Raw genomic sequence first — 25769 nt, 5'->3', positions numbered from 1 at the left:
CGCGAGGCGCCCGTTCCCGTTCGGGGCCGCGGCGGATCGCGCGCACTTCGCCGCGCCGAACCTGTGCCCACAGGTGGCCTCGCCGCCGCTGCCGCCTGCCGCTACGGCCGCCAGTTGGCGTTGTCCTCCCAGAACTCCACCGCGCGGCGATAGGCATCGCGGTCCAGCGGCACGCCCGAACCGCCCTCCTCCACCCCCAGCGCGTTGCGCATCATCGTGATCGGCGCCATCGGGATCTCTTCGGGCGTGGCGGTGTAGAGGCAGCCGACCACGCCCCAGTCGGCCTCGATCGGCGAGCCCTCCTTCGCCAGCTGTTCGCGGCTGTAGAGGATGACGACCAGGTAATCGGCCACCGGCGGCTCCACGCCCTCGAACCAGCGGACCAGCACCGGCAGCTCTTCCTTCGCCCGCGCCTCGTAGGCCGAGCGCAGCAGGTGCCGGTTGGCATCGGTGACCGGCACGGTCAGGCAGCGGGTGGAGGTCCAGTTGCGGTGCACGTGCAACTTGCAGAACGGCGCATAGCCGTCGAGCACCCGCAGCGGCGGGTGTTCGTTGAGGTGGCGCTCGAACTCCTCCGGGGTGCAGTCGCGGATGGTGTTGCCACGCGGCTGGCGCGGGAACAGGCGGGTACGGGCGAAGGGGGTGAGGAAGATCGACATGCGCCACGGCCATGGGACGGACCGGCGAGTCTAGCGGCACGCCCCGCGGATGCCAGCGCGCGACGCCCGAGGCGTCCCGCAACCCGCGGCCCCCGAAAAGCTTGTTCACATTCATCGCGATAAAGAGATATTATCCCGCCACGACATCATTCCCCGGCCGCGATGACCACCCCGATCAGCTTCGAGTTCTATCCGCCCAAGACCGACGAGCAGCGCGCCCAGCTCGACCGCACCGCGGCGAAGCTGGCCGCGTATGCGCCCGAATACGTGTCCTGCACCTTCGGTGCCGGCGGCTCGACCCTGAGCTACACCTCCGAGACCGTGCGCCACCTCAACCAGGACCATGGCTTCGAGGCGGCGCCGCACCTGTCCTGCGTGGGCGGCAACCGCGAGGAGATCCGCGAACTGCTCAAGCTCTACCGCGCGATCGGCTGCCGCCGCATCATCGCGCTGCGCGGCGACCTGCCCTCGGGCATGGGCTTCCCCGGCGACCTGCGCTACGCGGCCGAACTGGTCGAACTGATCCGCGCCGAGCACGGCGACCGTTTCCGCATCGAGGTGGCCGCCTATCCGGAGACCCATCCGCAGGCCGGCGACGCACTGGCGGACCTGCGCAACTTCAAGGCCAAGGTCGATGCCGGCGCCGACGCGGCGATCACCCAGTACTTCTACAACGCCGACGCCTATTTCCGCTTCGTCGACGACGTGCGCGCACTGGGGGTGGACGTCCCGGTCACCCCCGGGATCATGCCGGTCTCCAACTTCAGCCAGCTGCGGCGCTTCTCCGAGGCCTGCGGCGCCGAGATCCCGCGCTGGATCGGCAAGCGCATGCAGGCGTTCGGCGACGACGCCGCGTCGGTGCGCGACTTCGGCGCCGACGTGGTCGCCGGCCTGTGCCGCCGCCTGGTCGAGGGCGGCGCTCCGGCGCTGCACTTCTACACCCTGAACCTGGCCAGGCCGACCGAGGCGGTGCTGTCGCGGCTGTGAGCCGCGCGGCTTCACGCGCGGCATCGGCGCGGCCGGGCTAGGCTGCGCGGCATGCCTTCCCTTCCCGCATCGGCGGCTCCCCGGCTGCACGTTTTCCCGGCGCCGCTGCTGCTTGCGTGCCTGGCGCCGGCGCTGCTCGCCTGCGTGGCCCTGCCGCTGCCGATGACCGCGCGTGCGCAGGCGGTGCAGCGCTGCATCGGCGCCGACGGGCGAGCGGTCTACACCGACCAGAAGTGCGAGGCGATCGGTGCGGCCGCGCGGCTGCCATCGTCCACCGCGGTGGACGAACGCCGAATGTTCAGCGGCGGCTGCCCGCGCGTGCTGAGCCAGCTGGTCAACGAGATCGGCGCGGCGATCCAGGGCGGCGACGTCAACCGCCTGGCCAGCGTGTACGACTGGAACGGCGTGTCGAACGCCTCGGCGTCGCGGTTGATGAACCGGCTGGAAGCGATCGCCAGCCGTCCGCTGGTCGACATCGCCCCGGTCTACCCGGATGCTCCCTACACGCCGGTAGCGCCTGCAGACACGGCCACGACGCCGTCGGCAGTCGCCACCGGGGTGCCATTGGCAGTCGCGGCCACTGTGCCGCCGGCAGCTTCAGCCGAAGCACCATCGGCGGTCGCGGGCGGGGTCCACCGGCCACCGGCGGTACCCGCGGACACGGCTCCCGCCCGGGCCGGCGGACCGGCCGCGTGGATGCCGAGCTGGAGCACCGGTGCAGCGGACGACATCGGCGATGCCGGCGGCGAAGCACCGTGGTACCCGGACGCGGCCGAACCCGGGGCGGCGGTCGCGCCGCCACCTTCGCGACCGCGCCCCGTCGCCCTGCGCATCGAGCAGACCCTCGCCGGCAGCGCCACGCCGGCGCGCACCGTGTTCACCCTGCGCCGCAGCTACGGCTGCTTCTGGATCACCTTGTAGGAGCTCCCTCCAGGGGCGACCCGAGGCGGCCCTGCCGGGCGATGCGGCAGAATGCCCCTTCCATCCGTGTGGAGCAGGCCGATGCAGTTCCCCGAGAAGATCTGGCACAACGGCACGATCAAGCCCTGGGCCGAAGCCACCACCCACGTGATGGCGCATGCGATCCACTACGGCTCCTCGGTGTTCGAGGGCGTGCGCGCCTACGAGACGCCGAAGGGCACCGCGATCTTCCGCCTCGCCGACCACACCCGACGGCTGTTCGGTTCGGCGAAGATCTACGACATCGCCATTCCCTGGACACCGGAGCAGATCAGCGCCGCCTGCCATGCGATCGTCGCGGCCAACGGCCTGCGCAGCGCGTACCTGCGCCCGGTCGCGTTCCGCGGCGCGGGCGGCGTCGGCATCGCCGCGGAAACGCCGATCGACGTGGCCGTGGCCGCGCTGGATTTCGGCCGCTACCTCGGTGCCGACGCGCTCGAGCGGGGCATCGACGCCTGCGTCTCCAGCTGGCAGCGGTTCGCGCCCAATACCGTCCCGGCCGGGGCCAAGGCCGGCGGCAACTACCTGTCCGGGCAACTGGTGACGCGCGAGGCACGCCGCCACGGCTACGGCGAGGGCATTGCCCTGGCCTCCACCGGCCTGCTCAGCGAAGGCGCCGGCGAGAACCTGTTCCTGGTGTTCGATGGCGCGCTGCACACCACCCCGGCCAGCGCCTCGATCCTGGCCGGCATCACCCGCGATTCGATCGTGAAGCTGGCCCGCGACGCCGGCATCGAGGTGGTCGAGCGCGACATCCCGCGCGAGTACCTGTACCTGTGCGACGAGCTGCTGATGTGCGGCACCGCCGCCGAGATCACCCCGTTGCGCTCGGTCGACGGCAAGCCGGTCGGCGACGGCCGGCCCGGGCCGGTGACGCGACGCCTGCAGCAGTTGTACTTCGGCCTGTTCGACGGCAGCACCCCCGACACCCGCGGCTGGCTGGAGTACCCCTGAAGGGAGCTCCTGCAACGAGGTGCGGGTGCGGGCGCCGGCGACCTGATCAGCCGATCGCGTCGTCGTCGCCGGCGGCGGCCGCGCCGCGCCCGCCCAGCGAGAGCGTGGCCACCACGCCGTGTTCGCCGTCCCGGCGCGGGCGCACGCTCACGTCCCAGCCGTACAGATCGCACAGCCGGCCGACGATGGACAGGCCGATGCCCGCGCCCTGCGAATGCCCGGAATGGGTGCCGCGGTAACCGCGCTGGAACAGCCGCGCCGCATCCTCCTCGCTCAGGCCCGGGCCGGTGTCCACTACCTGCACCGCATCGGCCTGCAGGCGCACGACCACCTCTCCCTGCGGCGTGTACTTGACCGCGTTGCCGACCAGGTTGCCCAGCGCCACCGACAGCGCCGCCTCCGGCGCCTCCACCACCAGCCCCGGTGCGCCCTCCAGGCGCAACTCCAGTGGTTTGCCGCCGAGCTGCGCCCGGTGCGAGTCGAGCAATTGCTCGGCCACCTTGGCCACGTCGCTGCTGCCCTGCCCGCGCTCGTTGCGCGAGAGCAGCAGCAGCGAACCGATCAGGTCGGTGCACTGCTGCTCGGCGCGCTGTATGCGTTGCAGGCGCGTGCGGGTGCGCTCGTCCAGGTCCGGGCGCGACAGCAGCAGTTCCACCGCGCCCTTGATCACCGCCAGCGGCGTGCGCAGCTCGTGGCTGACGTCGGCGTTGAACTCGCGGTCGCGCTGCACCACCTCGGTCAGGCGCTCGGCGTAGTCGTCGAGCGCTTCGGCCAGCTGGCCGACCTCGTCGTCCGGCAGGTGCACGGCCAGCTTCCGCGGATGGCTGCTGCCGCGGTAGGCGCGCAGGCGTGCGGCCAGGTCTGTCACCGGCCGCATCACCCGCGAGGCCGACCACCAGCCAACCAACAGCGAGAAGATCGTGAACACCACGATCGAGGCGTACACCGCGCGCTCGAACTGCACCTCGGCGCGCACGGTCTGGCTCATGTCGTAGGCGATGAAGAACCACACCTGCGGCGTCTTGCGCACCCCCAGCTTGTACGAGAACGGGTTGCCGTGCTGGTCGATGTCGGTGATGTTGTGGATGCCGTCCGGCAGCGCGTACCACTCCGGGTTGTTGACCCGCAGGCTCTCGAACTTGTCGGGCAGGTAGTAATAGCCCTTGATCTGCTCGATCGGCGCCCCCGGGTCCTGGCCGCCGCTCTGCGCGAAGCGCCGCCACGACTCGTCCAGGTTGCGGTTCATCAGGTCCTCCACCAGCTGGTTCTCGACCCGCTGGCGCGCCACGATCGTGGCGTAGGCGAACAGCACCGTCAGGCCGAAGCCCAGCAGCACGAAGGACAGGATGATGCGGGTGCGCAGCCGCCGGCTGAAGCGCTTCGGCCGGCGCGTGGGCGGGATCGCGCCGTCAGTTGCTGCCATCGGGGGCGGCGATGCGGTAACCGATTCCGTGGCGGGTCTGGATGTAGGGCACCGGGAACGGCTTGTCGACCACCGCGCGCAGGCCGTGGATGTGCACGCGCAGCGAGTCCGAATCCGGCAGTTCCTCGCCCCACACGCGGGTCTCCAGCTCCTGGCGTGTGACCACCGCCGGCGAGGCCTCCATCAGCGCCTGCAGGATCTTCAGCGCGGTCGGGTTGAGCTGCAGCAGGCGACCCTCGCGCCGCACTTCCAGTGTGTCGAGGTTGTATTCCAGGTCGCCGGTGTTGAGCACCCGGGTCTGCACGCCCTTGCCGCGGCGAGACAGCGCGTTCAGCCGGACCTCGACCTCCTGCAGCGCGAACGGCTTGATCAGGTAGTCGTCGGCGCCGGAATCGAACCCGGCCAGCTTGTTCTCCAGGCTGTCGCGCGCGGTGAGCATCAGCACCGGGGTCTGCTTGCGCGCCTCGTTGCGCAGCTTGCGGCAGACCTCGATGCCGTCCATGCCCGGCAGGTTCAGGTCGAGCACGATCGCATCGAAGTCGTGGACCACGGCCAGGTGCAGCCCGGTCACGCCGTCGGCGGCGAAGTCCACGGTGTGGCCGCGGTCCTCGAGGTAGTCGCCGAGGTTGGCGGCGATGTCGCTGTTGTCTTCGATGACGAGGATGCGCACGGGAATCTCCTTATCGGGTCTGGACCGGGCCCTCGGAGTAGCGCATGTCCTTCATCGCCTGGTACGTGTCATCACGCATGCGGCGGCGCTCGGCGACGGTCGCGCAGGAATTGACCGGCCGGTTCGAGCCGGTCTTCTTCTCGCGCCGGCAGACCAGGCGGCTGTCGTCGCGGGCCTTGGTCAGCAGCGTGTTGATCCGCTCCTGCTCGTTGAACACCTCGACCTTGTCGGCGCCATTCAACTCGCCCACGCTGGCCTTGCCGTCCAGCATGCCGGAAATGCGGTCCAGGGACGTGCGCACCTGGCGTGCGCCTTCGGGGGTGATCTCCACGTAGGTCTTGCCATCGCCCAGCGCGGCGAGGATCGCGCTGCGCTGCGCCTCGAACGAGGTGCTCAGATCCAGCCCCTTCTCCGGATTGAAGGCATCGCCACTGGACTGGACGGTGGCGTCGGCTGCCAGTGGCGCCAGGGCGAGGAAGGAAAGCAGGACCAGCTTGTACATCGGGACCTCACGGTGGGGATGGCGGATGGTGATGGCGGACGGTGATGGCGGTTCCGGCCATCGTTCCGATGATGCCATCGTTGCGGAACCGGGCAAACGCTTCGCGGCGGGCGACCGGGCACAAAAAGGCCCAGGCCGGGGAAACCGCCTGGGCCAAAGTATTGCCCCGATTACCGTATCCCGTACTGACTTCCGGGCGGGGGGACCCGCCCGGCTGACGATGGAGCTGCGGTCCGACGGAGCCTAAGCCCGGATCGATTAAAGCGGTGTTAAAGCCGCGCCGCGGGCGCCGGGCCGCCGACGCACAGGGCGGACACATCTATTTGATTCTAAAGGGATAACCTGCGACGCAACGAAATCGAGGATGGCCCCGGCCACATCCACCCCGCAGGCGCCCTCGATCCCCTCCAGGCCCGGGGTCGAGTTGACCTCCAGCACCAGCGGGCCGCGCGCGGAGCGGATCAGGTCCACCCCGGCCACGCCCAGGCCCAGCGCCTGCGCCGAGCGCACCGCCACCGCCTGCTCCTCTTCGCTGGCCTGAGCCGGCGCGGAGGAGCCGCCGCGGTGCAAGTTGGAGCGGAACTCGCCTTCGGCCGCCTGCCGGCGCATCGCCGCGACCACGCGGTCGCCGACCACGAAGCAGCGCAGGTCCGCGCCCTCGGCCTCGGCCACGAACTCCTGCACCAGGAAGTTGGCGTACAGCCCGCGCAGCGCCTCCACCGCCGCGCGCGAGGCCGAGTTCTTCTCGGTCAGCATCACGCCCGCGCCCTGGGTGCCCTCGCTGAGCTTGATCACGTGCGGCGGCGGGCCGAGCAGCGAGAGCAGGTCGACGGTGTCGTCGGGGTTGTCGCCGAACACGGTGGCCGGCAGGCCGATCCCCTGCGCCGCCAGCAGCTGGTGCGCGCGCAGCTTGTCGCGGGAGCGCAGGATCGCGTCGGAGGGATTCGGGCACCAGCTGCCCATCAGCTCGAACTGGCGCAGCACCGCGGTGGCGTAACGGGTCACCGACGTGCCGATCCGCGGGATCACCGCGTCGTAGCCGGACACCGGCTTGCCCTTGTAGCGCATCGAGAAACCACCGGGGGCGATGCGCATGTAGCAGCGCAGCGGATCGAGCACGCGCACGCTGTGGCCGCGCGCGCGCGCGGCCTCGACCAGGCGGCGGGTGGAATACAGCGAGGCGTTGCGGGAGAGGATCGCCAGTTTCATCGGCGCGGCACCGGGCATGGGCCTTGCAACGCGAAACGCCGCGGGGAGCCGCGGCGCCTTGCGTGTCTGGAGCGGGTGAAGGGAATCGAACCCTCGTCAGTTGCTTGGGAAGCAACAGCTCTACCATTGAGCTACACCCGCGGGGGACCGGCAGTCTATGCGGCCGCGGGCCGCCGGCGCAACGCCGGCCGGGTCACGCGATGCGCGTGCCCGGCCGTGGCGGCGGGCCGCAGGGCGCCGCTCAGAAGCTCCCGCCCAGGGTCACGAACAGGCCGCTGTCGTTGGCGCCGTCCTGGCCGACGCTGGCGCGCAGGCCCACGTCCGCCTGCAGGCTGCCCAGGCCCATCCGTGCGCCCAGCACCACCGTGCCGAAGTCCCCGTCGAAGGCGACGGCGGGCACCGCGTACTCCAGGTCCGGCAGGGTCTGCAGCCGGGCGAAGACTTCTTCCGGCGCGTCTTCGAAGTCATGGTCCCAGCTGGCGCGCAGGTACGGCTCCCAGGCGCCGGCGTCGTAGCGCGCCTGCCAGCCCAGGCTGCCGACCAGCGAGTCCAGGCTCTGGTCCGAATACGCCAGCGCGGTGGAGGACGGGTTGCTTTCGCTGTAACCGTCGACGTCGACCTGCTGCCACAGCAGTCCGGCGACCGGGCCGTGGCGGAACGCGCCTTCGCCGAACTCGTAGCCGGCGTTGATGCCGAAGGCGGTGTTGCTGCCGTCGGCCGAGCCGTCATGGCGGCGCACCGACGGGCCCATGCGCACCTCGCGGGTCACGTCGAAATCGAGCGTGCTGTAGCTGGCCTGGGCGTTGACCCAGGCGCGGCCCTGGTACCAGCCCAGGAAGCCGCCGAAGGTCGCGTCGGCCTGGCTGAAGTCGCCGCGGCTGCCGCCGAAGTCCACGTCCGCGCGCCCGTAGCCGACGAAGCCGCCGGCGACCAGGCCCTGGCCGTTGTTCCAGTCCAGGCCGAACAGGCCGGCCGGCGCCAGGCCGTCGTACAGGGCGCCGTCGTAGCGCTGGTGGTCGGCGCGCAGGCCGCCCCACCACGACAGCCCGGCCGCTTCCGGCGCGGCCTGGAGGTGGAACGCGACCTGGTCGGCGCGGCTGCGGCCGATGACCTGCGCCGAATGCGGCAGCACGCCGACCAGCATCGGCCCTTCCAGCACCGAGAGCGCGTAGTCGGCCAGGATCGCGTGCGCCGCGCCGCTGGGATGCACGCCGTCGGCGAACAGGTAGGTGCTGGCCGCGTCCGGCGCCACCAGCGAGGACGGGTTGCAGGTGAGCGAGCTGGCGGCCGGCGGCAGGCACGCGGTCTCGGTGACGTTGCGCAGGCCGTAGGTGGCCGGGCTGGCGACCACTTCGCGCAGCATGGTGAAGGTGTCCAGCGGGATCACCCGGTAGCCGCCCTGCGCCAGGGCGCCGTACATGGCGGCGTTGTAGCTGGCCGCCAGCTGGGTCAGCGCTGCCTGGCCGGCCGGGCCGGCGGCGATCGCGTTGGGGGTGATGCCCATGTCCGGCAGGTTGGGCACCAGGATGTAGCGCGCACCGGCCGCATCCAGGGTGCCGACGATCTGGACCACGCCGCCCACCGCGGTGGCGATGGTCTGCTGCGGCGGCGCGCCGGCGCCGGCGATGGCGAAGATGTCGTTGGCGCCGGTCCACACCGTGTACAGGGTGCCGGGGTCGGCCTTGCCGCCGTTGGCGGCCAGGTAGCGGTTGACCTGGGCGACGGTGGATTCGGCCGCGCCGTTCTGCACCGTCACCCGCGAACCGCCCTGGGCGTAGTTGTCGCCGCCCTGGTTGTCGGTGCGGCCGTCGCCGTCGTAGTGCTCGGCCAGGTACTCGGCCCAGAGCCAGGCCGGGTTGGTGGTGAACTTGCCGGTGATCGGGCGCACGTTGGCCGGCAGCTGGTTCTGGAAGTGGCCCGAATCGGTGAGGCTGTCGCCGAAGAACACGGTGCCGCCGAACTGGTCGCTGGCCACCGCCGGCGCGGCGGCCAGGGCCAGGGCGACGGCGAGCGCCGCGGTCAGGGGATGGGCCGGACGGAAGGAACGGAGCGCGGACATGGACTCTCCTGGGGGTTCTTCTTGTGATGGCTTGTTGTGATGACTTGCTGTGATGGGTCGGGGCACGGCGGACGTACGCCCGCGTAGGGTCCCATGGTCCGCCGATGCCGCCCGGCGTTCACGCTGCGCTGCGTCAAGCGGCCACTGCGCGGACGCTGCAGCGCTGGTGCGGCGGTCGCGTGCACTGCGCCTGGCGGCCGCCGATGCGACAATGGCCGCATGGATATCGTCCTCAACGGAGAGCCGCGCGCCGTCATCGCCGGCACCACCCTGTCCACCCTGCTCGAAGCCGAAGGCCTGGCCGGCCGCCGCGTCGCCGCGGAAGTGAACGGCGAAATCGTGCCGCGCGGCCGCCACGCCGGCCTGGCCCTGGCCGACGGTGATCGTGTGGAAGTCGTCCACGCCCTCGGCGGCGGCTGAACCCGGCGCCGCGCGCGTCACGGACACGGCACCGGCCCCGCGCGTGGGCCATAATTCCGGGATGGACAACACCCCCACCCACGACCCGCTGGTGATCGCCGGCAAGACCTTCCGTTCGCGCCTGCTGACCGGCACCGGCAAGTTCAAGGACCTGGACGAAACCGCCCGCGCCACCGAGGCCGCCGGCGCCGAGATCGTCACCGTCGCCATCCGCCGCACCAACATCGGCCAGAACCCCGGCGAGCCCAACCTGCTCGACGTGCTGCCGCCGGAGCGCTACACCATCCTGCCCAATACCGCCGGCTGCTACACCGCCGAGGACGCGGTGCGCACCTGCCGGCTGGCGCGCGAGCTGCTCGACGGCCACAAGCTGGTGAAGCTGGAGGTGCTCGGCGACCAGCGCACGCTCTACCCGGACGTGGTCCAGACCCTGAAAGCGGCCGAACTGCTGGTCGCCGACGGCTTCGACGTGATGGTCTACACCAGCGACGACCCGATCCTGGCCCGCCAGCTCGAGCAGATCGGCTGCTGCGCGGTGATGCCGCTGGCCGCGCCGATTGGCTCGGGCCTGGGCATCCAGAACCGCTATACGCTGCTGGAAATCATCGAGAACGCGAAGGTGCCGATCATTGTCGATGCCGGCGTCGGCACCGCTTCGGACGCGGCCATCGCCATGGAGCTTGGCTGCGACGGCGTGCTGATGAACACCGCGATCGCCGGGGCCAAGGACCCGGTGCTGATGGCCAGCGCGATGCGCAAGGCGGTGGAGGCCGGGCGCGAGGCGTTCCGGGCCGGCCGCATCCCGCGCAAGCGCTACGCCAGCGCGTCCTCGCCGGTGGACGGCTTGATCGGCTGAGATGACCAATCCGTTCGAAAGCGAGGGCGCCAAGGCACCGCCCAAGCCCTACACCGCCAGCGAAGGCCGCCGCGAGATCCGCAGCTTCGTGCTGCGCCAGGGCCGCTTCACCCCGGCCCAGCAGCGCGCGTTCGACGAGGCCTGGCCGCGGTTCGGCCTGGACTACACCGGTACCCCGCGCGACTTCGACGCGGTGTTCGGTCGCAACGCCCCCAGGGTGCTGGAGATCGGCTTCGGCAACGGCGAGGCGCTGCGCTTCGCCGCCCGCCAGGATCCGTCGCGCGACTATCTCGGCCTGGAAGTGCATGCGCCCGGCGTGGGCCGCCTGCTCAACGCGCTGGCCGAAGACGGCAGCGACCACGTGCGCCTGTACCACCACGATGCGGTCGAGGTGCTGCGCCACGAGGTCGCCGACGGCACGCTGGACGAGATCCGCATCTACTTCCCCGACCCCTGGCACAAGAAGCGGCACAACAAGCGCCGCCTGGTGCAGCCGGAGTTCGCCGCGCTGCTGGTGCGCAAGCTGCGCCCCGGCGGGCGCCTGCACCTGGCCACCGACTGGGAGCCGTACGCGCAGCACATGTGGGACGTGCTCGAGGCGACCCCGGGCCTGGCCAACCGCGCCGGCCCGCGCGGCCACGTGCCGCGCCCGGAATGGCGACCGGAGACACACTTCGAGCGGCGCGGGGTGAGGCTGGGCCACGGCGTGTGGGACCTGCTCTACGATCGCGGCGGCGACACCGGCGACACGACACGGCCAAAGCCGGCGGGAGAGGGCTAAACTCGGCGGCAGCACGCGACGCCACGCCCCCGCCACGCACCGCCACAAGGACCCCGGCGCCCGATGGAATCCGGACTGACCCTGACCAACGACATGCGCCTGGTGCTCGGGCTGGTCGGGTTCACGATGGCGATGTTCCTGTTCGAGCGCATCCGCGCCGACCTGGTCGCGCTGGTGGTGCTGGTGATCCTGGGTATCACCGGGCTGATCGCTCCGGAGGAGATCTTCAGCGGCTTCTCCGGCAACGCGGTGATGAGCATCATGGCGACCATGATCCTGGGCGCCGGGCTGGACCGCACCGGCGCGCTCAACCGCCTGGCTGGCTGGCTGCTGCGCCGCGGCCACGGCAAGGAGCGGCGGCTGCTGGCGATGACCTCGCTGGTCGCCGGCCTGAACTCCTCCTTCATGCAGAACCCGTCGGTGATGGCGCTGTACCTGCCGGTGGCCGCGCGGCTGTCGGCGCGCAGCGGGCTGTCGATGTCGCGGCTGCTGCTGCCGCTGGCCTCGGCGATCGTGATGGGCGCGGCGCTGACCATGGTCGGCAATTCGCCGCTGATCCTGCTCAACGACCTGCTGGTCTCGGCCAACAACAACCTGCCCTCGGGCATGGCCACGCTGGAGCAGTTGCCGATGTTCGCGCCGGCGCCGGTGGGCGTGGTCCTGCTCGCCGCCGCACTGCTGTATTTCCATTTCTACGGCAACCGCAAGCTGGCCGAACTGGAGGACGGTGGCGAGAACACCACCCCGGCCAGCACCGAGAGCTATTTCGCCCGCACCTACGGCATCGAGGGCGACGTGTTCGAACTGGTGGTCAGCGCCGAGAGCCCGCTGGTGGGCATGGCGGTGGCCGAGGCCGAGTCGCTGCACGACGCGCCACTGTTGCTGGCGCTCAAGTCCGGCAACGACACCCGGCTGGCGCCGCCGGCGGACATGCGCATCTGGGTGGGCAGCGTGCTGGGCGTGATGGGTCCGCGCCAGCAGGTCCACGACTTCGCCCAGAACCAGTTCCTGCGCATGTCCTCGCGGCTGCGCAACCTGGGCGACCTGTTCAACCCGGCGCGCGCCGGCATCTCCGAGGCGGTGGTGCCGCCGACCTCGCGCTACATCGGCAAGAGCGCGCGCGACCTGCGCCTGCGCCAGCAGGCCGGGATCAGCCTGCTGGCGATCAACCGCGACAAGCACGTGATCCGCGACGACGTGCGTTCGGTCCAGCTGCGCGCCGGCGACATGCTGGTGTTCCACAGCATCTGGCAGGACCTGGCGCAGGCGGCGGAGAGCCGCGACTTCGCCGTGGTCACCGACTACCCAAAGGGCGAGCAGCGGCCGCACAAGTTCAAGATCGCGATGGCGATCTTCGCCGCCACCATCCTGATCGCGCTCACCGGCAAACTGCCGGTGGCGCTCACCCTGATGACCGGCGTGGCCGGCATGCTGCTGGCCGGCGTGCTGAAGATGGACGAGGCCTATGCGTCGATCAACTGGAAGACGGTGTTCCTCACCGCCGGCCTGATCCCGCTGGGCTGGGCGATGGACAGCAGCGGCGCGGCCGCGTGGATCGCGGGCAACACACTGGAGCGGCTGCCGGACGGCACCCCGCCGTGGGTGCTGCAGATCTTCGTTGCGCTGCTGACCACTGCGTTCTCGCTGGTGACCAGCCATGTCGGCGCAACCATCATCATGGTGCCGATCGCGATCAACCTGGCTTTGGCGGTGGGCGGCGACCCGACCGCGTTCGCGCTGATCGCCGCGCTGTCGGCGTCGAACAACCTGATGACCGCGTCCAACCCGATCATGTCGATGATCACCGGCCCGGCGAACTATTCGGCGCGCGACCTGTGGCGGGTCGGCGGGCCGCTGTCGCTCATCTACACGGTGATCGCGGTGACGGTGGTGAACCTGATGTTCTGGGGCGGCCGCTGAAGCCCAGCCATGGTGCTTTTCCTGTAGGAGCCCACTTCAGGGGGCGACCCGACGACATCCGGGGGCGGCCGCGTTCAACGCGACCCATCCGGAGGCTGCGCGTTGAACGAGGCGCCTTCCACCGGAATCGGGTCGCCCCCTGAAGTGGGCTCCTACAGGGGCGGCTCTGCGGCAAGCCAGACCTGGCCGTCGCGCACTTCCACCGGTACCGCACGCAGGGCTTCGCCGCGGCACGGGCCGGCCACGCACAGGCCGCCGTCCAGTTCGAAGGTGGCCCCGTGCACGGCGCAGACCAGTTCACCTTCGCGGCTCTTCAGGAACTGGCCCGGGGCCCAGTCCAGGCGGCGGCCTGCGTGCGGGCACACGTTGAGCCAGGCCCGCAGTTGCGTGCCGCGCCGGCAGAGGATGATCGATTCGGCATCGCCATCCAGCACCGCCTCGGTCTCGACCAGTGCACCATCGTCCAGCGCGTCGAAACTGAGCAGTGGTCCAGGGTTTAACGGAGCCATTACAACCTCGCCGGCCTGCGCACGGATACTCTGCGCCTGACCGCCATTCTGGCACGTGAGATCGCATGCACGCCCGTTCGTTCCGCTTCGATTCGTCCCGCCTGCACGGCCGGCTCCATGGCCTGTTCGCCGCGCCACGCAAGCCGCGCACGCCGGCGCTGCGCGCGCTGTTCGGCGTGGTGGGCGTGGCCCTGCTGGCGCTGCTGGTGTTCTTCGGCCTGTTCGTCGGCGCGGCGATGCTCACCGCCGGCCTGGCCTGGCGCCTGCTGGCCCGGCGCGGCGGGCAACGACCGCAGGCGCGCCCGGACCGGATCGTCGACGCCGAGTACCGCGTGGTCGACCGGCAGCGGCTGCCGGGCACGCGCTGAGCCACGACGCGTAGACTGTCGGCCCCTGTCCCCCGGGCCGACCATGGGCACCACCACCGACGACGTGATCCCCGTGCCTGCCGTGCCACGCGTCCGCGTGCGTGGCGGCGGCAGCTTCCCGGTCCGGCGCATCTACTGCGTGGGCCGCAATTTCGCCGACCACGCCCGCGAGATGGGCGCCGCCGTGCCTGCCTCGAAGGCCGAGCGCGGCACCCCGGTGTTCTTCATGAAGCCCGCCGACGCCGTCGTCACCGGCGAGGCGGTGCCCTACCCGCCGGCGACCACCGACCTGCACCACGAAGTCGAGCTGGTCGTGGCGATCGGCCGCGATGCACCGCCGGGCGTACTGCCGGTGGAACAGGCGCAGGCGCTGGTGTTCGGGTACACGGTCGGCCTGGACCTGACCCGCCGCGACCTGCAGGCCGCGGCCAAGGCCAAGGGCCTGCCCTGGGACACGGCCAAGGGTTTCGACCATTCCGCGCCGGTCGGCGAGCTGGTGCCGGCGGCGAGGGTCACGGCACTGGGCCCGCAACAGTTGCAGCTGCGCGTGAACGGCGAGCTGCGGCAGCAGGCGCCGCTGTCGGACCTGGTCTGGGACGTGCCGGAGATCCTGCACGAACTGTCGAAGCTGTACGCGCTGCGTGCCGGCGACCTGGTGTTCATGGGCACGCCGGCCGGCGTTGCCGCATTGCAGCCCGGCGACCGCTTCGAAGCCAGCCTGGAAGGCATCGCCGACCTGCGCGGGCGGATCGAACGCTAGCGCGCGGCTGCGCGCCGGACCCGCAAGGCCACGCCGCGCGCACCGGCTCACGCCCATCGCACGGGCTTCGCACCATGTCGGCCAGCCAGCCGCGGGATCACGCCAGCCGCGCTCCGGGTTAGGCTAGGCGCGCACCCGCGCCGGGTGCGCGAGACCAGGAGACAGGCATGGGCATGATGGCCGAGTTCAAGGAATTCGCCGTGCGCGGCAACGCGATCGACCTCGCCGTGGGCGTGGTCATCGGCGCTGCGTTCGGCAAGATCGTCACCGCGCTGGTCGACAACGTGATCATGCCGCCGATCGGGCTGCTGATCGGTGGCGTCGACTTCTCCGAGTGGTCGTGGACGCTGAAGGAAGCCACCGTCGACGCGGCCGGCAACGCGGTGCCGGCGGTGAGCGTGGGCATCGGTCTGTTCCTCAACGCCGTCATCCAGTTCGTGATCGTGGCCTTCGCCATCTTCCTGGTGGTCAAGGCGATGAACCGCCTGTCGCGCAAGGAGGCCCCGCCGCCGGCCGAGCCGACCGAGCCGGCCGAGGACGTGCTGCTGCTGCGCGAGATCCGCGACTCGCTCAAGCGCTGAAGGCGCGCACGGCGCACCGCTCCCGTGACCATGCGCACGGGAGCGGGCCGGCCGGGCTTGCTACGCTCCGGGGGTTGCCTCCCGGAGTCGCCCATGCGCCTTGCCCTGCTTGCTGCCGCCCCTGCCTTCCTGCTGCTCGCCGCCGTCGCGCCGGCCGGCGCCACGGAAACCCGCATCCCCGACCGCGCCCTGGAACAGGCCGCGCAGTTGCGCGAGCGCGCGCTGGCCGACGACACCGGCTGGAAGGTCACCGAATCGCTGACCACCGAAGTCGGCCCGCGCCTGGCCGGCAGCGAGGCCGACGCGCGTGCGGTGGCCTGGGCCAGGGCCAAGTTCCAGGAGCTGGGCTTCGACAAGGTCTGGACCGAGCCGGTGACCTTCCCGAAGTGGGTCCGCCGCAGCGAGAGCGCCGAGGTGCTGGGCAAGCATGCGCAGCCGCTGGCGATCACCGCGCTGGGCGGCAGCCCGGCCGGCAACGTGGAGGCGGAGGTCGTGCGCTTCGCCGACCTGGACGCGCTGGAAGCGGCGGTGGAAGGCTCGCTCGCCGGGAAGATCGCCTTCGTCGATTACCAGATGCCTGTCGCGCGCGACGGCAGCGGCTACGGCAAGGGCGGCGCGATCCGCTCGCGCGGGCCGTCGCTGGCGATCCGCAAGGGCGCGTCCGGCTTCCTGATGCGTTCGGCCGGCACCGACAACCACCGCGTGCCGCACACCGGCATCACCCGCTATGACGAGGGTCTGGTGCCGGTGCCCTCGGCCGCGCTGAGCATCCCCGACGCCGACCAGCTCGCGCGCCTGCTCGCGCGCGGCCCGGTGCGCGTGCGCCTGGCCGTGGACGCGGGCTGGGACGGCAAGTACACCTCGCAGAACGTCATTGGCGAGTTCACCGGGCGCAGCAGGCCGGACGAAGTGGTGTTGATCGGCGGCCACCTCGATTCCTGGGACCTGGGCCCCGGTGCGGTCGACGATGCCGCAGGCATCGGCATCACCATGGCCGCGGCGAAGTTGATCGCGCAGCTGCCGCAGCGGCCGGCGCGCAGCATCCGCGTGGTCGCCTTCGCCAACGAGGAACAGGGCCTGCACGGCGGCAAGGCCTACGCGGCCGCGCATGGCGCCGACGTGGCCAAGCACCAGCTGGCCGCCGAAAGCGACTTCGGCGCCGGCCGCATCTACGCCTTCAACACCGGCGCGCCGGAGCATGCGCGCGCGGCCACGCAGCAGATCGCGCAGGCACTGGCGCCGCTGGGGATCGAGTACGCGGCGGACAAGGGCGGCGCTGGCCCGGACATCGGCCCGCTCGCGGCCCGCGGCGCGACCTGGGCCTGGCTGGCGCAGGACGGCAGCGACTACTTCGACCTGCACCACACCGCCGACGACACGCTCGACAAGATCGATCCGGCCGCGCTGGCGCAGAACGTCGCCGCCTCCGCGGTGTTCGCCTACCTGGCCGCGGAGGCCGAAGGCGATTTCGGCAGCCAGCCCAAGGCCGCGCCGGCGCCACCGGCACGTTGACGCATCGCCGCGCAGCCGGCCCGCCATGCCGGTTGCGCGACGCAGGTATTCCAGACACTGCGCGCGGCAGCGGTTAACCTCCGGGCGTCGTCCGGAGGCCGCCCATGCATTCCATCCGCCACGCCATTCCCTGCGCCCTGCTCCTTGCACTGCCGCTGGCCAGCGCGCATGGCGCGCCGCATCCGCCGCTGCAGCTGCAATCGCCCGACGGCAAGGCGCGGGTGGAGCTGTCGCTGGACAGGGAAGGCACCGCGCGTTTTGCCGTGGACTGGAATGGCAGGCAGCTGCTGCTGCCGTCGCCGCTGGGCGTGCAGCTGGACGCCGACGACCGCCTCGGGCCCGGACTGCGCGTGCTCGACGTGCGCCACGGCGAAACCGACGCGACCTACGAGCGGGTCGCCGGCAAGGCCCGCCAGGTGCGCGACCACTACCGCCAGCTTGAAGTCGACCTGGCCGACGCCCGCGACCGCAGGCTCGGCCTGGTCCTGCGCGCGTACGACGACGGCATCGCCCTGCGCTACCGCCTGCCGCTGCCGGCCAGCGGCGACCTGGTGGTGAAGGAAGACCTGACCGGCTTCCTGTTCGCCGCCGATTTCCCCTGCTGGGCGCTCAACCTCGGCCGCTTCGGCACCAGCCACGAGGGCGAGTACGACCCGATCCCGGCCTCGAAGCTGCGCCCGCACCATCTCCTCGAACTGCCGCTGGTCTGCCGCACCGGCCATGGCGACGAGACCTTCGCCATCGCCGAGGCTGACCTGGACCGGCATGCCGGCCTGTACCTGGCCGGCCGCGGCGACGGCCTGACCGGCGTGGAGGCGAAACTGTCGCCGCGCCTGGACGAACCCGGCATCGCCGTGCGCCTGCCACGCGGCGAGGTCGCGCGCGAAGGCCTGCTCACGCCCTGGCGCGTGCTGATGCTCGGCGACACGCCCGGCGCGCTGGTCGAATCCAACCTGGTGTCCAACCTCAATCCGCCGACCCCGATCGCCGATACCTCGTGGATCCGGCCCGGCAAGACCGCGTGGGACTGGTGGTCCGGCGGCCTGGCCGCGGACGTGCCCGGCGCCGGCATGAACACCGCGACGATGAAACGCTACGTCGACCATGCCGCAGCGCTGGGGCTGGACTACATGCTGATCGACGACGGCTGGTACGCCGGCAGCCCCGGCAACGGCCGCTACAACGCCGGCGCCGACATCACCCGCGCGATCCCGGCGCTGGACCTGGCGGCCGTGATCGAACACGGGCGCCGGCGCGGCGTCGGCATCTGGCTCTGGAACCACTGGAAGTCGCTGGAACCGCGCATGGACGAGGTGTTCGCGCACTACCGCGAGATGGGCGTCAAGGGCGTCAAGGTCGACTTCATGGACCGCGACGACCAGGAGATGGTCGCCTTCTTCCACGGGATGGCCGAAAGCGCGGCGCGGCACCGGCTGATGCTCGACCTGCACGGCGCCTACCACCCGACCGGACTCGACCGCACCTGGCCCAACCTGCTCACCCAGGAAGGCGTGCTCGGCGCCGAGTACAACAAGTGGAGCCGGCGCATCACCCCCACCCACAACCTGACCCTGCCGTTCACGCGCATGCTGCTGGGGCCGATGGACTACACGCCGGGAGGTTTCCGCAATGTCATGCCCGAGGATTTCCAGGTGTCGTTCACCGGTCCGCAGGTGATGGGTACCCGCGCGCACCAGCTGGCGATGTACGTGGTGTACGAGAGTGCGCTGCAGATGGTCGCCGACAGTCCGGATGCCTATCAGGACAAGGACGGCGGTCTTGCCGCGGGCGCTGATTTCCTGGCGCTGGTGCCGGCGACGTGGGACGAGACCCGGGTGCTGTCCGGTGGGATCGGCGAGTACATCGTGGTGGCGCGCCGCAGCGGCCGCGACTGGTTCATCGGCGCGATGGGCAACGAACAGGCGCGCACGATCGACGTCCCGCTGGATTTCCTGCCGGCCGCCGACTACCGCGCCACCCTGTGGCTGGATGGCACCCACCCGACCGACGTGCGCCGCGAGCAGCGGCAGATCGACGCCGACACGCGCACCCTGCGGCTGGAACTGGCGGCGGGTGGCGGTGGCGCCGCGATCCACCTGGCCGCGCCGCCGCTGCGGATCGCCTCGTCCGCGGGCAGGCACTGACCCCGCGGCGCGGCGTTCAGCGCAGCGCGCGCAGCACCCAGACCCCGCGCGGCAGTCCGGCATCCGGCCGCCAGGCCCGCACCATGGCGGCGTCGGTAAAGCCGGCCTGACGCAGCGCCCCGACCAGGTCCCAGCCGAAATGATGGAAGCACGGCACCCCGCCGCCGCGCGGGTCGCCGTGGTACTCCGGCGCACCGGAGAACTCGACCAAGCCGTCGTCGCGCAACCGGGCGATGGTCTCGCTGCGCGCCTGCGCTTCGTAGAACGGAACGGTGGATACCAGCACTCCACCCGGTCGCAGCACCCGCGCGAATTCGGCCAGTGCGGCCTCGTAGCGCGGCACGTGTTCGAGCACGTCGAGGCTGGCGACCGCGTCGAGGCCGGCGGTGGCGAAGCCCAGCGCGGTGATGTCGCGATGCCGGATCCAGCCGGGCACGCCGTGCCGCCACAGCCACGCCGACATGCGCAGGCGGCGGACCAGGCCGGTGGCGAACTCGCTGCCCTGCAGCCCTGGCAGCTTCCGGCGCAGGGCCACGAACAGCGGGCTGGCCTGCTCGCCCAGGTAGGCGCGCGCGCCGCGCGCCGCCGTGGCGCCGGCCATCGCTTCCAGCAGCACCGTCGCTGCTGCGCGTTGCCGCGCGTTGCAGCCGCAGGCCAGGCACCGCAACCCTTCGCGCGGGTCGACACCGGCACCCGTGCCGGCAGCGAAACCGCGCCGGCTGCCGCACAGCCCGCAGGCGCCGGCGAGCACGCTCCCGACGGCCGGCAGGGCCACCGCGCCCTCTACGGCGTGCGCGGCTGCGGATTCGTCCTGCCAGGCCTGCAGCGAGTACCAGGCCCTCATCGTTCCGCGCGTGCCCACTGCGCCAGGAACACCGCCGTCGCCGCGGCCACGTTCAGGCTTTCCACCGCGCCGCTGCCCGGGATCGACAGGCGCAGGTCGCAGGCCGCGGCCAGCGCCGGATCCATGCCCTCGCCCTCGGCGCCCATCACGTAGACCAGCCGCTGCGGCAGGCGCGCGGCGAACAGGTCGTCGCCGCCGCGGACCACGGTGGCGGCGAGCCCGAAGCCGGCATCGCGCAACCGCTCCAGCGCCACGTTCGGTTGCGGCAGTCGCACCAGCGGGACTGCTTCGGCACCACCCTCGGCCACGCGCGCAGCGGCGCCGGACAAAGCCAGGTCCGATCCGGCCGGCAACAGCACCGCCGCGCCGAAATGCGCGGCCGAGCGCAGGATCGCGCCGAAATTGTGCGGGTTGCCGACACCGTCCAGCCAGATCGCCAGCGCCGGCGTGCCCGGCGCCAGTGTGCGCAGCCACGCCTCCAGCGGCAGCGGCGCGGCGCGCAGCACGTCGGCAACCACGCCCTCGTGGTGCGAGCTGGCGGCGAGCCGGTCCAGATCCTCGTCGCCGACCACGCGGTAGCCGACGCGGTGCTTCACGCACCAGGCCAGCAGTGGCTTCAACGCGGCGATGCGCGCTTCGGCCAGGTAGACCTTGCGGATCGCCTCGGGCCGGCGGCGGAACACCGCGTCGACCGCGTTGAGGCCGTACAGCCGCAGTTCCTCTCGCCGCGCCGGGCGCGCCGGCGGCGGGTCGAACGGCGCCGGCCGTGCTCCCGCCGAACCCGGCCCGGTCGTGTCACGCGCGGCCGTGCCGGTGTCGTGTGGCCGCGCAGGACCGGCCGGCGGCCGGCGCGCGTGCGGTGCATCTTCGCCACGGCCACCTCCGCGCTCGCCACCATCTCGCTGCACAGGGCCGCGCGGTCCACCACCCGGCGCAGGACGTTGACGTGGCGGACGCGGACCGCGGTCCCAGGGGCCGGCCATGTCAGCCCTGCCTCTGATCGAAGCAGGTCGCGACGGCCTGCGAGTGGCCAGGCGTGGCCGGATGCGCGGTCCAGGCGACGGTCGCATCGCCGCCACCTGGCGCACTTGCGGCAAGGGTCCACCACATTCCCGGCAAGGATCCGTCGTTGGCGGGCATCACCATCACCATGGAGGGAAAGAAGGAAGGCGCCGTTCAACCTCGCCTGGGCGCACGATAACCGCAAGCCGCCACGCTGCCCACACCGCGGCCGCACGGCTCAGCCATGCCCGCCCACCGGCGGCGTGGCCGTCTCCAGCTTCTCCAGCTCGTGCGCCACCGCCTCGGGCGACCGCGTGTACGGCGCCAGCAGCGCATAGAACGCCGGGACCACGTACAGCGACAGCAGGGTCGAGAAGGTCACGCCGAAGATCACCACGATGCCGATGGTCGCGCGGCTGGCCGAGCCCGGCCCTCCCGCCAGCACCAGCGGCAGCGCGCCGACCACGGTGGCCACCGAGGTCATCAGGATCGGGCGCAGGCGCACCTTGGCCGCCTCGGCGATCGCGCGCTGGACATTGCGGCCCTCGTCGCGCAGCTGGTTGGCGAACTCCACGATCAGGATGCCGTTCTTCGCCGCCAGGCCGATGAGCATGACGATGCCGATCTGGCTGAACAGGTTGAGCGTGCTGCCGGTGATCCACAGCCCGATCAGCGCGCCCAGCACCGCCAGCGGCACGGTGAGCATGATCACCAGCGGGTGCAGGAAACTCTCGAACTGCGCGGCCAGCACCAGGTACACGATCAGCAGGGCCAGGGTGAAGGTGAGCACGATCGCGCCGCCGGCCTCCTGGTACTCGCGCGACTCGCCCTTCCAGTCGACCTGCGCATAGTCGGGCAGTTCCTCGGCGACCACCTGGCGGGTCCATTCCAGCGCCTCGCCCATCGAGTAGCCCGGCGCCAGCCCGGCGCTGATGGTGATCGCGCGCAGGCGGTTGAAGCGGTTGAGGCTGCCCGGCTCGGCGATCTCCGACAGGGTGACCAGGTTGGACAGCGGGATCAGTGCGCCGTCGCGGCCGCGCACGTAGGTCTGGGCCAGGTCGGACGGATCGACCCGGTTCTCGCGGCCGGCCTGCAGCATCACGTCGTACTCTTCGCCGTTGTCCACGTAGGTGGTCACCTGGCGCGAGCCCATCATGGTCTCCAGCGTGCGGCCGATCTCCTGCACCGACACGCCCAGGTCGGCGGCGCGGTCGTGGTCGATCTCAACGCGCATCTGCGGGCGCGTTTCCTTGTAGTCCGAATCGGGATCCTGGATGCCGGGGTTGGATTCCATCCGTTGCAGGACGCGGTCGCGCCACTGCGCCAGTTCGGCATAGTCCGGCCCGCCCAGCACCAGCTGGTAGCGCTGGCCGCGGCTGCCGACCAGGCCGCCGGGCACGTTCGCGCGCACCTGCACGCCGGGCAGCTTGGCGAACTCGGCGCGCAGCCGGTCCACCACCTCGTCGGTCGGCACGTCGCGCTTGTGCCAGTCCTCCAGGAACACGATCACCTGGCCGGTGTGCATGTCCTCGCTGCCGCCCCAGCCGCGCGGCGCGCGCGAATTGGCGCGCTGCACCGGCTTGCCCTCGCCGACCTCGGCCAGGACGATCTTCTCCACCTGCTGCATCTGCCCCACGGTGTAGTCGAAGCCGGCACCCTCGGGGCCATCGACCATCACGAAGAAGCGGCCGCGGTCCTCGGCCGGCGCCAGTTCGCTGGGCACGCGCAGGCCCAGCACCACGATCGCCGCCACGCACAGGCCCATCGCCACCAGCAGCGCCAGCAGCAGCCGCCGGCCGGGTACGGCCACCATGCGCGCGACCTGGCGCCCGTAGCCGTCGCCGATCCGGTCCAGCGTGCGCTGGGTCCACACGTTCAGCCCGCGCGGCTTGCCGTGCTTGCGCACCAGCTTGGACGACATCATCGGCGTGAGCGTCAGCGCGACGAAGGCGGAGATCGCCACCGCCGCGGCCAGCGCCACCGACAGTTCCCGGAACAGGCGGCCGGTATTGCCTTCCATGAAGCCCACCGGCAGGAACACCGCCACCAGCACCGCGGTGGTGGCGATCACCGCGAACGCCACCTGCGCGGTGCCGCGCCGCGCCGCCACCAGCGGCGGCTCGCCCAGGTCGGCGCGGCGCTGGATGTTCTCCAGCACCACGATCGCGTCGTCGACCACCAGGCCAATGCACAGCACCAGGGCAAGCAGGGTCAGCAGGTTGATCGAGAAGCCGAACGCGTACAGCGCGATGAACGAGGCCACCAGGCACACCGGAACCGTGACCGCCGGAATCAGCGCGGCGCGCAGGCTGCCCAGGAACAGCCAGATCACCAGGAACACCAGCGCCATGGCCTCGGCCAGGGTCCAGTACACGCGCTCGATCGAAGCCTCGATGAACGTGGTGCTGTCGAAGGCGATGAAGATGTCGGTGCCTTCGGGCAGGGTCTGCTGGATGATTTCGGCTTCCGCGCGCGCGGCACGCGCCACGTCCAGCGCGTTGGCGGTGGAGGTGCGGACGATGCCCAGGCCCACGTTCGGCACGCCGTTGCTGCGCAGGTAGGCGCGGCGCTCCTGCGGCCCCAGCTCGACCCTGGCCACGTCGCCCAGCCGCACCACGTAGCCGTCGGCGCCCTTGCGCAACGGCATCCGCGCGAAGTCTTCCGGGTGCCGGTAGCCGCGCTCCACGCGCAGGGTGAAGTCGCGGTCCTGCGACTCGATGCGTCCGGCCGGCAGCTCGATGTTCTGCGCCCGCAGCGCGCTTTCCACGTCGGCGGTGGTGATGCCGCGCGCGGCCATCGCCTCGCGGTCCAGCCAGATCCGCATCGCGTAGCGCTGGCCGCCACCCAGCTGCACCCGGGCCACGCCGTCCAGCGAGGACAGCCGGTCGACGACATAGCGGTCGGCGTAGTCGGTCAGCTCCATCGTGTCCATCACGGTGGAACGCATGTTCAGCCAGACGATGACCTCGGCGTCGGCCTCGACCTTGGAGATCTCCGGCGGGTCGGCCTCGTCGGGCATCCGGTCCATCACCCGGCTGACCCGGTCGCGCACGTCGTTGGCGGCGGCCTCGATGTCGCGGCTCAGGTTGAACTCGATGGTGACGTCCGAGCGGCCGTTGCGGCTGGACGACTGGATGGTGCGGATGCCCTCGATGCCGGCAAGCCCGTCCTCCAGGATCTGGGTGATGCGGGTCTCCACCACCGCCGCCGAGGCGCCCGGGTATTTGACCTCCACCGAGACGATCGGCGGGTCGATGTTGGGCAGCTCGCGCAGGGTCAGGCGCATGAACGACATCGCCCCCAGCACCACCAGCAGCAGGCTCACCACCACCGCGAACACGGGGCGCTTGATCGACAGGTCGGAAAGCTTCATGCGCTCAGTTCCGCGCCGGCGCGGCGGCGTCCTCGGCGGTGTCGTCTGTGTCCCCGGCGTCCTCGACGGCATCGGCGGCGGCTTCCGCGGCATCCGTCGCGGCCTTCGCTGGCGAAACGTCTGCCACGATCACTCCGGGGCGCAGCTTGCCGGTGCCGTCGACCACGATCCGGTCGCCGGCCTGCAGGCCTTCGACGATCTCGGCCTTGCCGTCGCGGCGCACGCCGGCCTTCACCGGTGCCTGCGACACCTTGCCTTCTGCGTCGACCCGGTACACGAACGAATCGCGCCCGACCTGGACCACCGAGATCTCGGGCACCACCAGCGCCTGGCGCTCGGGCCGGAACAGGCGCACGTCCAGCAGCATGCCCGGGCGCAGGCGCTGCTGCGGGTTGTCGAAGCTGGCGCGCACGGTCACCGCGCGGGTGTTCGGGTCCACGCGCGCGTCGACGGTCTGCACCGTGCCCTCGAAGCGTTCGCCCGGCCAGGCCGCGGTGGTGGCGCCGACCCGCGCGCCCGGCGTGATCGCCGCCAGCGCCGACTCCGGCACCTGGAAATCGACGTACATGCTCGACAGGTCGTCGAGGGTGGCGATCACCGCGTTGGGGGTGAGCAGCGCGCCGGGGCTGACCTGGCGGATGCCGAGCACGCCGGCGAACGGCGCGCGCACGTGGCGGTCGCCGATGTCCGACTGCATCTGCCGCACCCGCGCGGCGGCGACGTCGCGCAGCGCGCGCTGCGCGTCCAGGGTCGAGCGCGCCACCAGCTGCTGCGCGGCCAGGCCCTGCAGGCGCCGGTAGTGCTCCTCGGCCTCGGCCAGGGTCGCCTGGGCCTCGCCCAGCGCGGCCTGCTGCGCGTTCACGCGCAGGGTCACCAGCGGCTGCCCGGCCTTCACCTGCTGTCCGCTCTCGAAATGGACCTGGTCGACGATCTCGCTGACCTTGGCGGTCAGGGTCACCGATTCGCGCGCATGCGCCGTGCCCAGCGCCTGCACGGTGTCGCTCCAGGCGACCGGCTGCACGACGGTGGTGGTGACGGGGACCGCGGCCGCGGCGCCGGGGCCGCCGGGACCGCTGCCCCCGCGACCCCAGCCGGCAAGGCCGGTGATGGCCAGCGCAAGGGCGCCGGCCAGGAAACGTGAAGGCATCGACGCCTCGCTGGATCTGCAACCCGCCGGGTGTAGCGGTCCGGCATGAACGCCCGGATGTGGCTTTCGTTGCCCCGGCGCCCCCCGCCTCCCCCTTGTAGGAGCCCACTTCAGGGGGCGACCCCACGC

23 protein-coding genes and 1 tRNA gene are annotated in these 25769 nt (G+C 71.5%); 12 read left to right on the top strand and 12 right to left on the bottom strand.

What is annotated here, in order from left to right; translation table 11 throughout:
• Positions 1–101: 101 nt before the first annotated feature.
• Positions 102–659, bottom strand: a complete 558-nt coding sequence (locus tag CSC64_RS04460; protein ID WP_162434123.1) for a DUF3228 family protein — start codon at positions 657–659, stop codon at positions 102–104.
• A 162-nt stretch (positions 660–821) separates the two neighbouring features.
• Here CSC64_RS04460 and metF point away from each other — a divergent pair, with 162 nt between their 5' ends.
• The 3 genes from metF to CSC64_RS04445 all read left to right on the top strand — a co-directional run bounded on the left by metF (position 822) and on the right by CSC64_RS04445 (position 3560).
• Entirely contained in the window at positions 822–1646 is an 825-nt protein-coding gene (metF, locus tag CSC64_RS04455) for a methylenetetrahydrofolate reductase [NAD(P)H] (RefSeq protein ID WP_162434122.1), read from the top strand.
• A gap of 51 nt (positions 1647–1697) precedes the next feature.
• On the top strand, positions 1698–2567 hold the full coding sequence (locus CSC64_RS04450; protein ID WP_162434102.1) for a hypothetical protein: 870 nt from the start codon (positions 1698–1700) through the stop codon (positions 2565–2567).
• A gap of 81 nt (positions 2568–2648) precedes the next feature.
• A complete protein-coding gene (locus CSC64_RS04445) occupies positions 2649–3560 on the top strand; it encodes a branched-chain amino acid transaminase (protein WP_162434121.1) in 912 nt (303 codons plus the stop codon).
• 46 nt (positions 3561–3606) lie between these two features.
• Here the strand turns inward: CSC64_RS04445 and CSC64_RS04440 are convergent, their stop codons facing one another.
• The 6 genes from CSC64_RS04440 to CSC64_RS04415 form a co-directional block, all read right to left on the bottom strand.
• Positions 3607–4983: a sensor histidine kinase gene (locus CSC64_RS04440; RefSeq protein ID WP_162434120.1), complete on the bottom strand. Its 1377-nt coding sequence runs from the start codon at positions 4981–4983 to the stop codon at positions 3607–3609.
• Entirely contained in the window at positions 4970–5653 is a 684-nt protein-coding gene (locus CSC64_RS04435; protein WP_162434119.1) for a response regulator transcription factor, read from the bottom strand. The genes CSC64_RS04440 and CSC64_RS04435 overlap by 14 nt, the downstream gene beginning before the upstream one ends.
• Before the next feature lie 10 nt (positions 5654–5663).
• Positions 5664–6155: a hypothetical protein gene (locus CSC64_RS04430; RefSeq protein ID WP_238389758.1), complete on the bottom strand. Its 492-nt coding sequence runs from the start codon at positions 6153–6155 to the stop codon at positions 5664–5666.
• Positions 6156–6413: 258 nt separating this feature from the next.
• Positions 6414–7364: a 30S ribosomal protein S6--L-glutamate ligase gene (gene rimK, locus CSC64_RS04425; RefSeq protein WP_162434118.1), complete on the bottom strand. Its 951-nt coding sequence runs from the start codon at positions 7362–7364 to the stop codon at positions 6414–6416.
• Positions 7365–7431: 67 nt separating this feature from the next.
• Positions 7432–7505, bottom strand: a tRNA-Gly gene (locus CSC64_RS04420).
• A 100-nt stretch (positions 7506–7605) separates the two neighbouring features.
• A complete protein-coding gene (locus CSC64_RS04415) occupies positions 7606–9423 on the bottom strand; it encodes an autotransporter outer membrane beta-barrel domain-containing protein (protein WP_162434117.1) in 1818 nt (605 codons plus the stop codon).
• 219 nt (positions 9424–9642) lie between these two features.
• Here CSC64_RS04415 and thiS point away from each other — a divergent pair, with 219 nt between their 5' ends.
• From thiS to CSC64_RS04395, 4 genes are all read left to right on the top strand, one after another.
• Positions 9643–9843 carry a sulfur carrier protein ThiS gene (gene thiS, locus CSC64_RS04410; RefSeq protein WP_162434116.1) on the top strand — a complete coding sequence of 67 codons (201 nt, stop codon included), beginning with the start codon at positions 9643–9645 and terminating at the stop codon, positions 9841–9843.
• Positions 9844–9904: 61 nt separating this feature from the next.
• Positions 9905–10699: a thiazole synthase gene (locus CSC64_RS04405; protein WP_162434115.1), complete on the top strand. Its 795-nt coding sequence runs from the start codon at positions 9905–9907 to the stop codon at positions 10697–10699.
• 1 nt (position 10700) lies between these two features.
• Complete coding sequence (gene trmB, locus CSC64_RS04400; RefSeq protein WP_162434114.1) at positions 10701–11480, top strand: tRNA (guanosine(46)-N7)-methyltransferase TrmB; 780 nt, start codon at positions 10701–10703, stop codon at positions 11478–11480.
• A gap of 63 nt (positions 11481–11543) precedes the next feature.
• Positions 11544–13400 carry an SLC13 family permease gene (locus CSC64_RS04395; RefSeq protein WP_162434113.1) on the top strand — a complete coding sequence of 619 codons (1857 nt, stop codon included), beginning with the start codon at positions 11544–11546 and terminating at the stop codon, positions 13398–13400.
• Between the two features lie 152 nt (positions 13401–13552).
• Here CSC64_RS04395 and CSC64_RS04390 read toward each other — a convergent pair whose 3' ends face one another.
• The gene (locus CSC64_RS04390; protein WP_162434112.1) at positions 13553–13909 is read right to left on the bottom strand and encodes a Rieske (2Fe-2S) protein; all 357 of its coding nucleotides are present in this window, start codon (positions 13907–13909) and stop codon (positions 13553–13555) included.
• A 65-nt stretch (positions 13910–13974) separates the two neighbouring features.
• On the opposite strand from CSC64_RS04390, the gene CSC64_RS04385 reads away from it, so the two are divergent.
• From CSC64_RS04385 to CSC64_RS04365, 5 genes are all read left to right on the top strand, one after another.
• Positions 13975–14277 (top strand): hypothetical protein, encoded by a 303-nt coding sequence (locus CSC64_RS04385; RefSeq protein ID WP_162434111.1) that lies wholly within the window; start codon positions 13975–13977, stop codon positions 14275–14277.
• A 43-nt stretch (positions 14278–14320) separates the two neighbouring features.
• Positions 14321–15037, top strand: a complete 717-nt coding sequence (locus tag CSC64_RS04380; protein ID WP_162434110.1) for a fumarylacetoacetate hydrolase family protein — start codon at positions 14321–14323, stop codon at positions 15035–15037.
• Positions 15038–15204: 167 nt separating this feature from the next.
• Positions 15205–15618, top strand: a complete 414-nt coding sequence (gene mscL, locus CSC64_RS04375; RefSeq protein ID WP_162434109.1) for a large-conductance mechanosensitive channel protein MscL — start codon at positions 15205–15207, stop codon at positions 15616–15618.
• A 93-nt stretch (positions 15619–15711) separates the two neighbouring features.
• On the top strand, positions 15712–17130 hold the full coding sequence (locus CSC64_RS04370) for a M28 family peptidase (protein WP_162434108.1): 1419 nt from the start codon (positions 15712–15714) through the stop codon (positions 17128–17130).
• 104 nt (positions 17131–17234) lie between these two features.
• The gene (locus CSC64_RS04365; protein ID WP_162434107.1) at positions 17235–19274 is read left to right on the top strand and encodes a glycoside hydrolase family 97 protein; all 2040 of its coding nucleotides are present in this window, start codon (positions 17235–17237) and stop codon (positions 19272–19274) included.
• A 16-nt stretch (positions 19275–19290) separates the two neighbouring features.
• On the opposite strand, the gene CSC64_RS04360 is transcribed toward CSC64_RS04365, so the two are convergent.
• The 4 genes from CSC64_RS04360 to CSC64_RS04345 all read right to left on the bottom strand — a co-directional run bounded on the left by CSC64_RS04360 (position 19291) and on the right by CSC64_RS04345 (position 25640).
• Entirely contained in the window at positions 19291–20118 is an 828-nt protein-coding gene (locus tag CSC64_RS04360) for a class I SAM-dependent methyltransferase (RefSeq protein WP_162434106.1), read from the bottom strand.
• The gene (locus CSC64_RS04355; protein ID WP_338014833.1) at positions 20115–21026 is read right to left on the bottom strand and encodes a TrmH family RNA methyltransferase; all 912 of its coding nucleotides are present in this window, start codon (positions 21024–21026) and stop codon (positions 20115–20117) included. Before CSC64_RS04355 ends, CSC64_RS04360 begins: the two co-directional genes overlap by 4 nt.
• A 332-nt stretch (positions 21027–21358) precedes the next feature.
• Entirely contained in the window at positions 21359–24493 is a 3135-nt protein-coding gene (locus CSC64_RS04350; protein WP_162434104.1) for an efflux RND transporter permease subunit, read from the bottom strand.
• A 4-nt stretch (positions 24494–24497) separates the two neighbouring features.
• Positions 24498–25640: an efflux RND transporter periplasmic adaptor subunit gene (locus tag CSC64_RS04345; protein WP_162434103.1), complete on the bottom strand. Its 1143-nt coding sequence runs from the start codon at positions 25638–25640 to the stop codon at positions 24498–24500.
• Positions 25641–25769: the final 129 nt, after the last annotated feature.

Source organism: Pseudoxanthomonas koreensis, from assembly GCF_010093225.1.
GTDB classification, from domain to species: Bacteria; Pseudomonadota; Gammaproteobacteria; order Xanthomonadales; family Xanthomonadaceae; genus Pseudoxanthomonas; species Pseudoxanthomonas koreensis.
The sequence above is the reverse complement of the archived record's forward strand: the minus strand, read 5'-3'. Positions and strand labels throughout refer to the sequence as shown.

Coding starts and splice junctions, on each gene's coding strand:
- CSC64_RS04460 (WP_162434123.1), bottom strand. CDS start 659: ATGTCGATCTTCCTCACCCCCTTCGCCCGTACCCGCCTGTTCCCGCGC.
- CSC64_RS04395 (WP_162434113.1), top strand. CDS start 11,544: ATGGAATCCGGACTGACCCTGACCAACGACATGCGCCTGGTGCTCGGG.
- CSC64_RS04350 (WP_162434104.1), bottom strand. CDS start 24,493: ATGAAGCTTTCCGACCTGTCGATCAAGCGCCCCGTGTTCGCGGTGGTG.
- CSC64_RS04385 (WP_162434111.1), top strand. CDS start 13,975: ATGCACGCCCGTTCGTTCCGCTTCGATTCGTCCCGCCTGCACGGCCGG.
- CSC64_RS04380 (WP_162434110.1), top strand. CDS start 14,321: ATGGGCACCACCACCGACGACGTGATCCCCGTGCCTGCCGTGCCACGC.
- thiS (WP_162434116.1), top strand. CDS start 9,643: ATGGATATCGTCCTCAACGGAGAGCCGCGCGCCGTCATCGCCGGCACC.
- CSC64_RS04360 (WP_162434106.1), bottom strand. CDS start 20,118: ATGAGGGCCTGGTACTCGCTGCAGGCCTGGCAGGACGAATCCGCAGCC.
- CSC64_RS04430 (WP_238389758.1), bottom strand. CDS start 6,155: ATGTACAAGCTGGTCCTGCTTTCCTTCCTCGCCCTGGCGCCACTGGCA.
- mscL (WP_162434109.1), top strand. CDS start 15,205: ATGGGCATGATGGCCGAGTTCAAGGAATTCGCCGTGCGCGGCAACGCG.
- CSC64_RS04440 (WP_162434120.1), bottom strand. CDS start 4,983: ATGGCAGCAACTGACGGCGCGATCCCGCCCACGCGCCGGCCGAAGCGC.
- CSC64_RS04445 (WP_162434121.1), top strand. CDS start 2,649: ATGCAGTTCCCCGAGAAGATCTGGCACAACGGCACGATCAAGCCCTGG.
- CSC64_RS04345 (WP_162434103.1), bottom strand. CDS start 25,640: ATGCCTTCACGTTTCCTGGCCGGCGCCCTTGCGCTGGCCATCACCGGC.
- metF (WP_162434122.1), top strand. CDS start 822: ATGACCACCCCGATCAGCTTCGAGTTCTATCCGCCCAAGACCGACGAG.
- trmB (WP_162434114.1), top strand. CDS start 10,701: ATGACCAATCCGTTCGAAAGCGAGGGCGCCAAGGCACCGCCCAAGCCC.
- CSC64_RS04450 (WP_162434102.1), top strand. CDS start 1,698: ATGCCTTCCCTTCCCGCATCGGCGGCTCCCCGGCTGCACGTTTTCCCG.
- CSC64_RS04370 (WP_162434108.1), top strand. CDS start 15,712: ATGCGCCTTGCCCTGCTTGCTGCCGCCCCTGCCTTCCTGCTGCTCGCC.
- rimK (WP_162434118.1), bottom strand. CDS start 7,364: ATGAAACTGGCGATCCTCTCCCGCAACGCCTCGCTGTATTCCACCCGC.
- CSC64_RS04405 (WP_162434115.1), top strand. CDS start 9,905: ATGGACAACACCCCCACCCACGACCCGCTGGTGATCGCCGGCAAGACC.
- CSC64_RS04365 (WP_162434107.1), top strand. CDS start 17,235: ATGCATTCCATCCGCCACGCCATTCCCTGCGCCCTGCTCCTTGCACTG.
- CSC64_RS04390 (WP_162434112.1), bottom strand. CDS start 13,909: ATGGCTCCGTTAAACCCTGGACCACTGCTCAGTTTCGACGCGCTGGAC.
- CSC64_RS04415 (WP_162434117.1), bottom strand. CDS start 9,423: ATGTCCGCGCTCCGTTCCTTCCGTCCGGCCCATCCCCTGACCGCGGCG.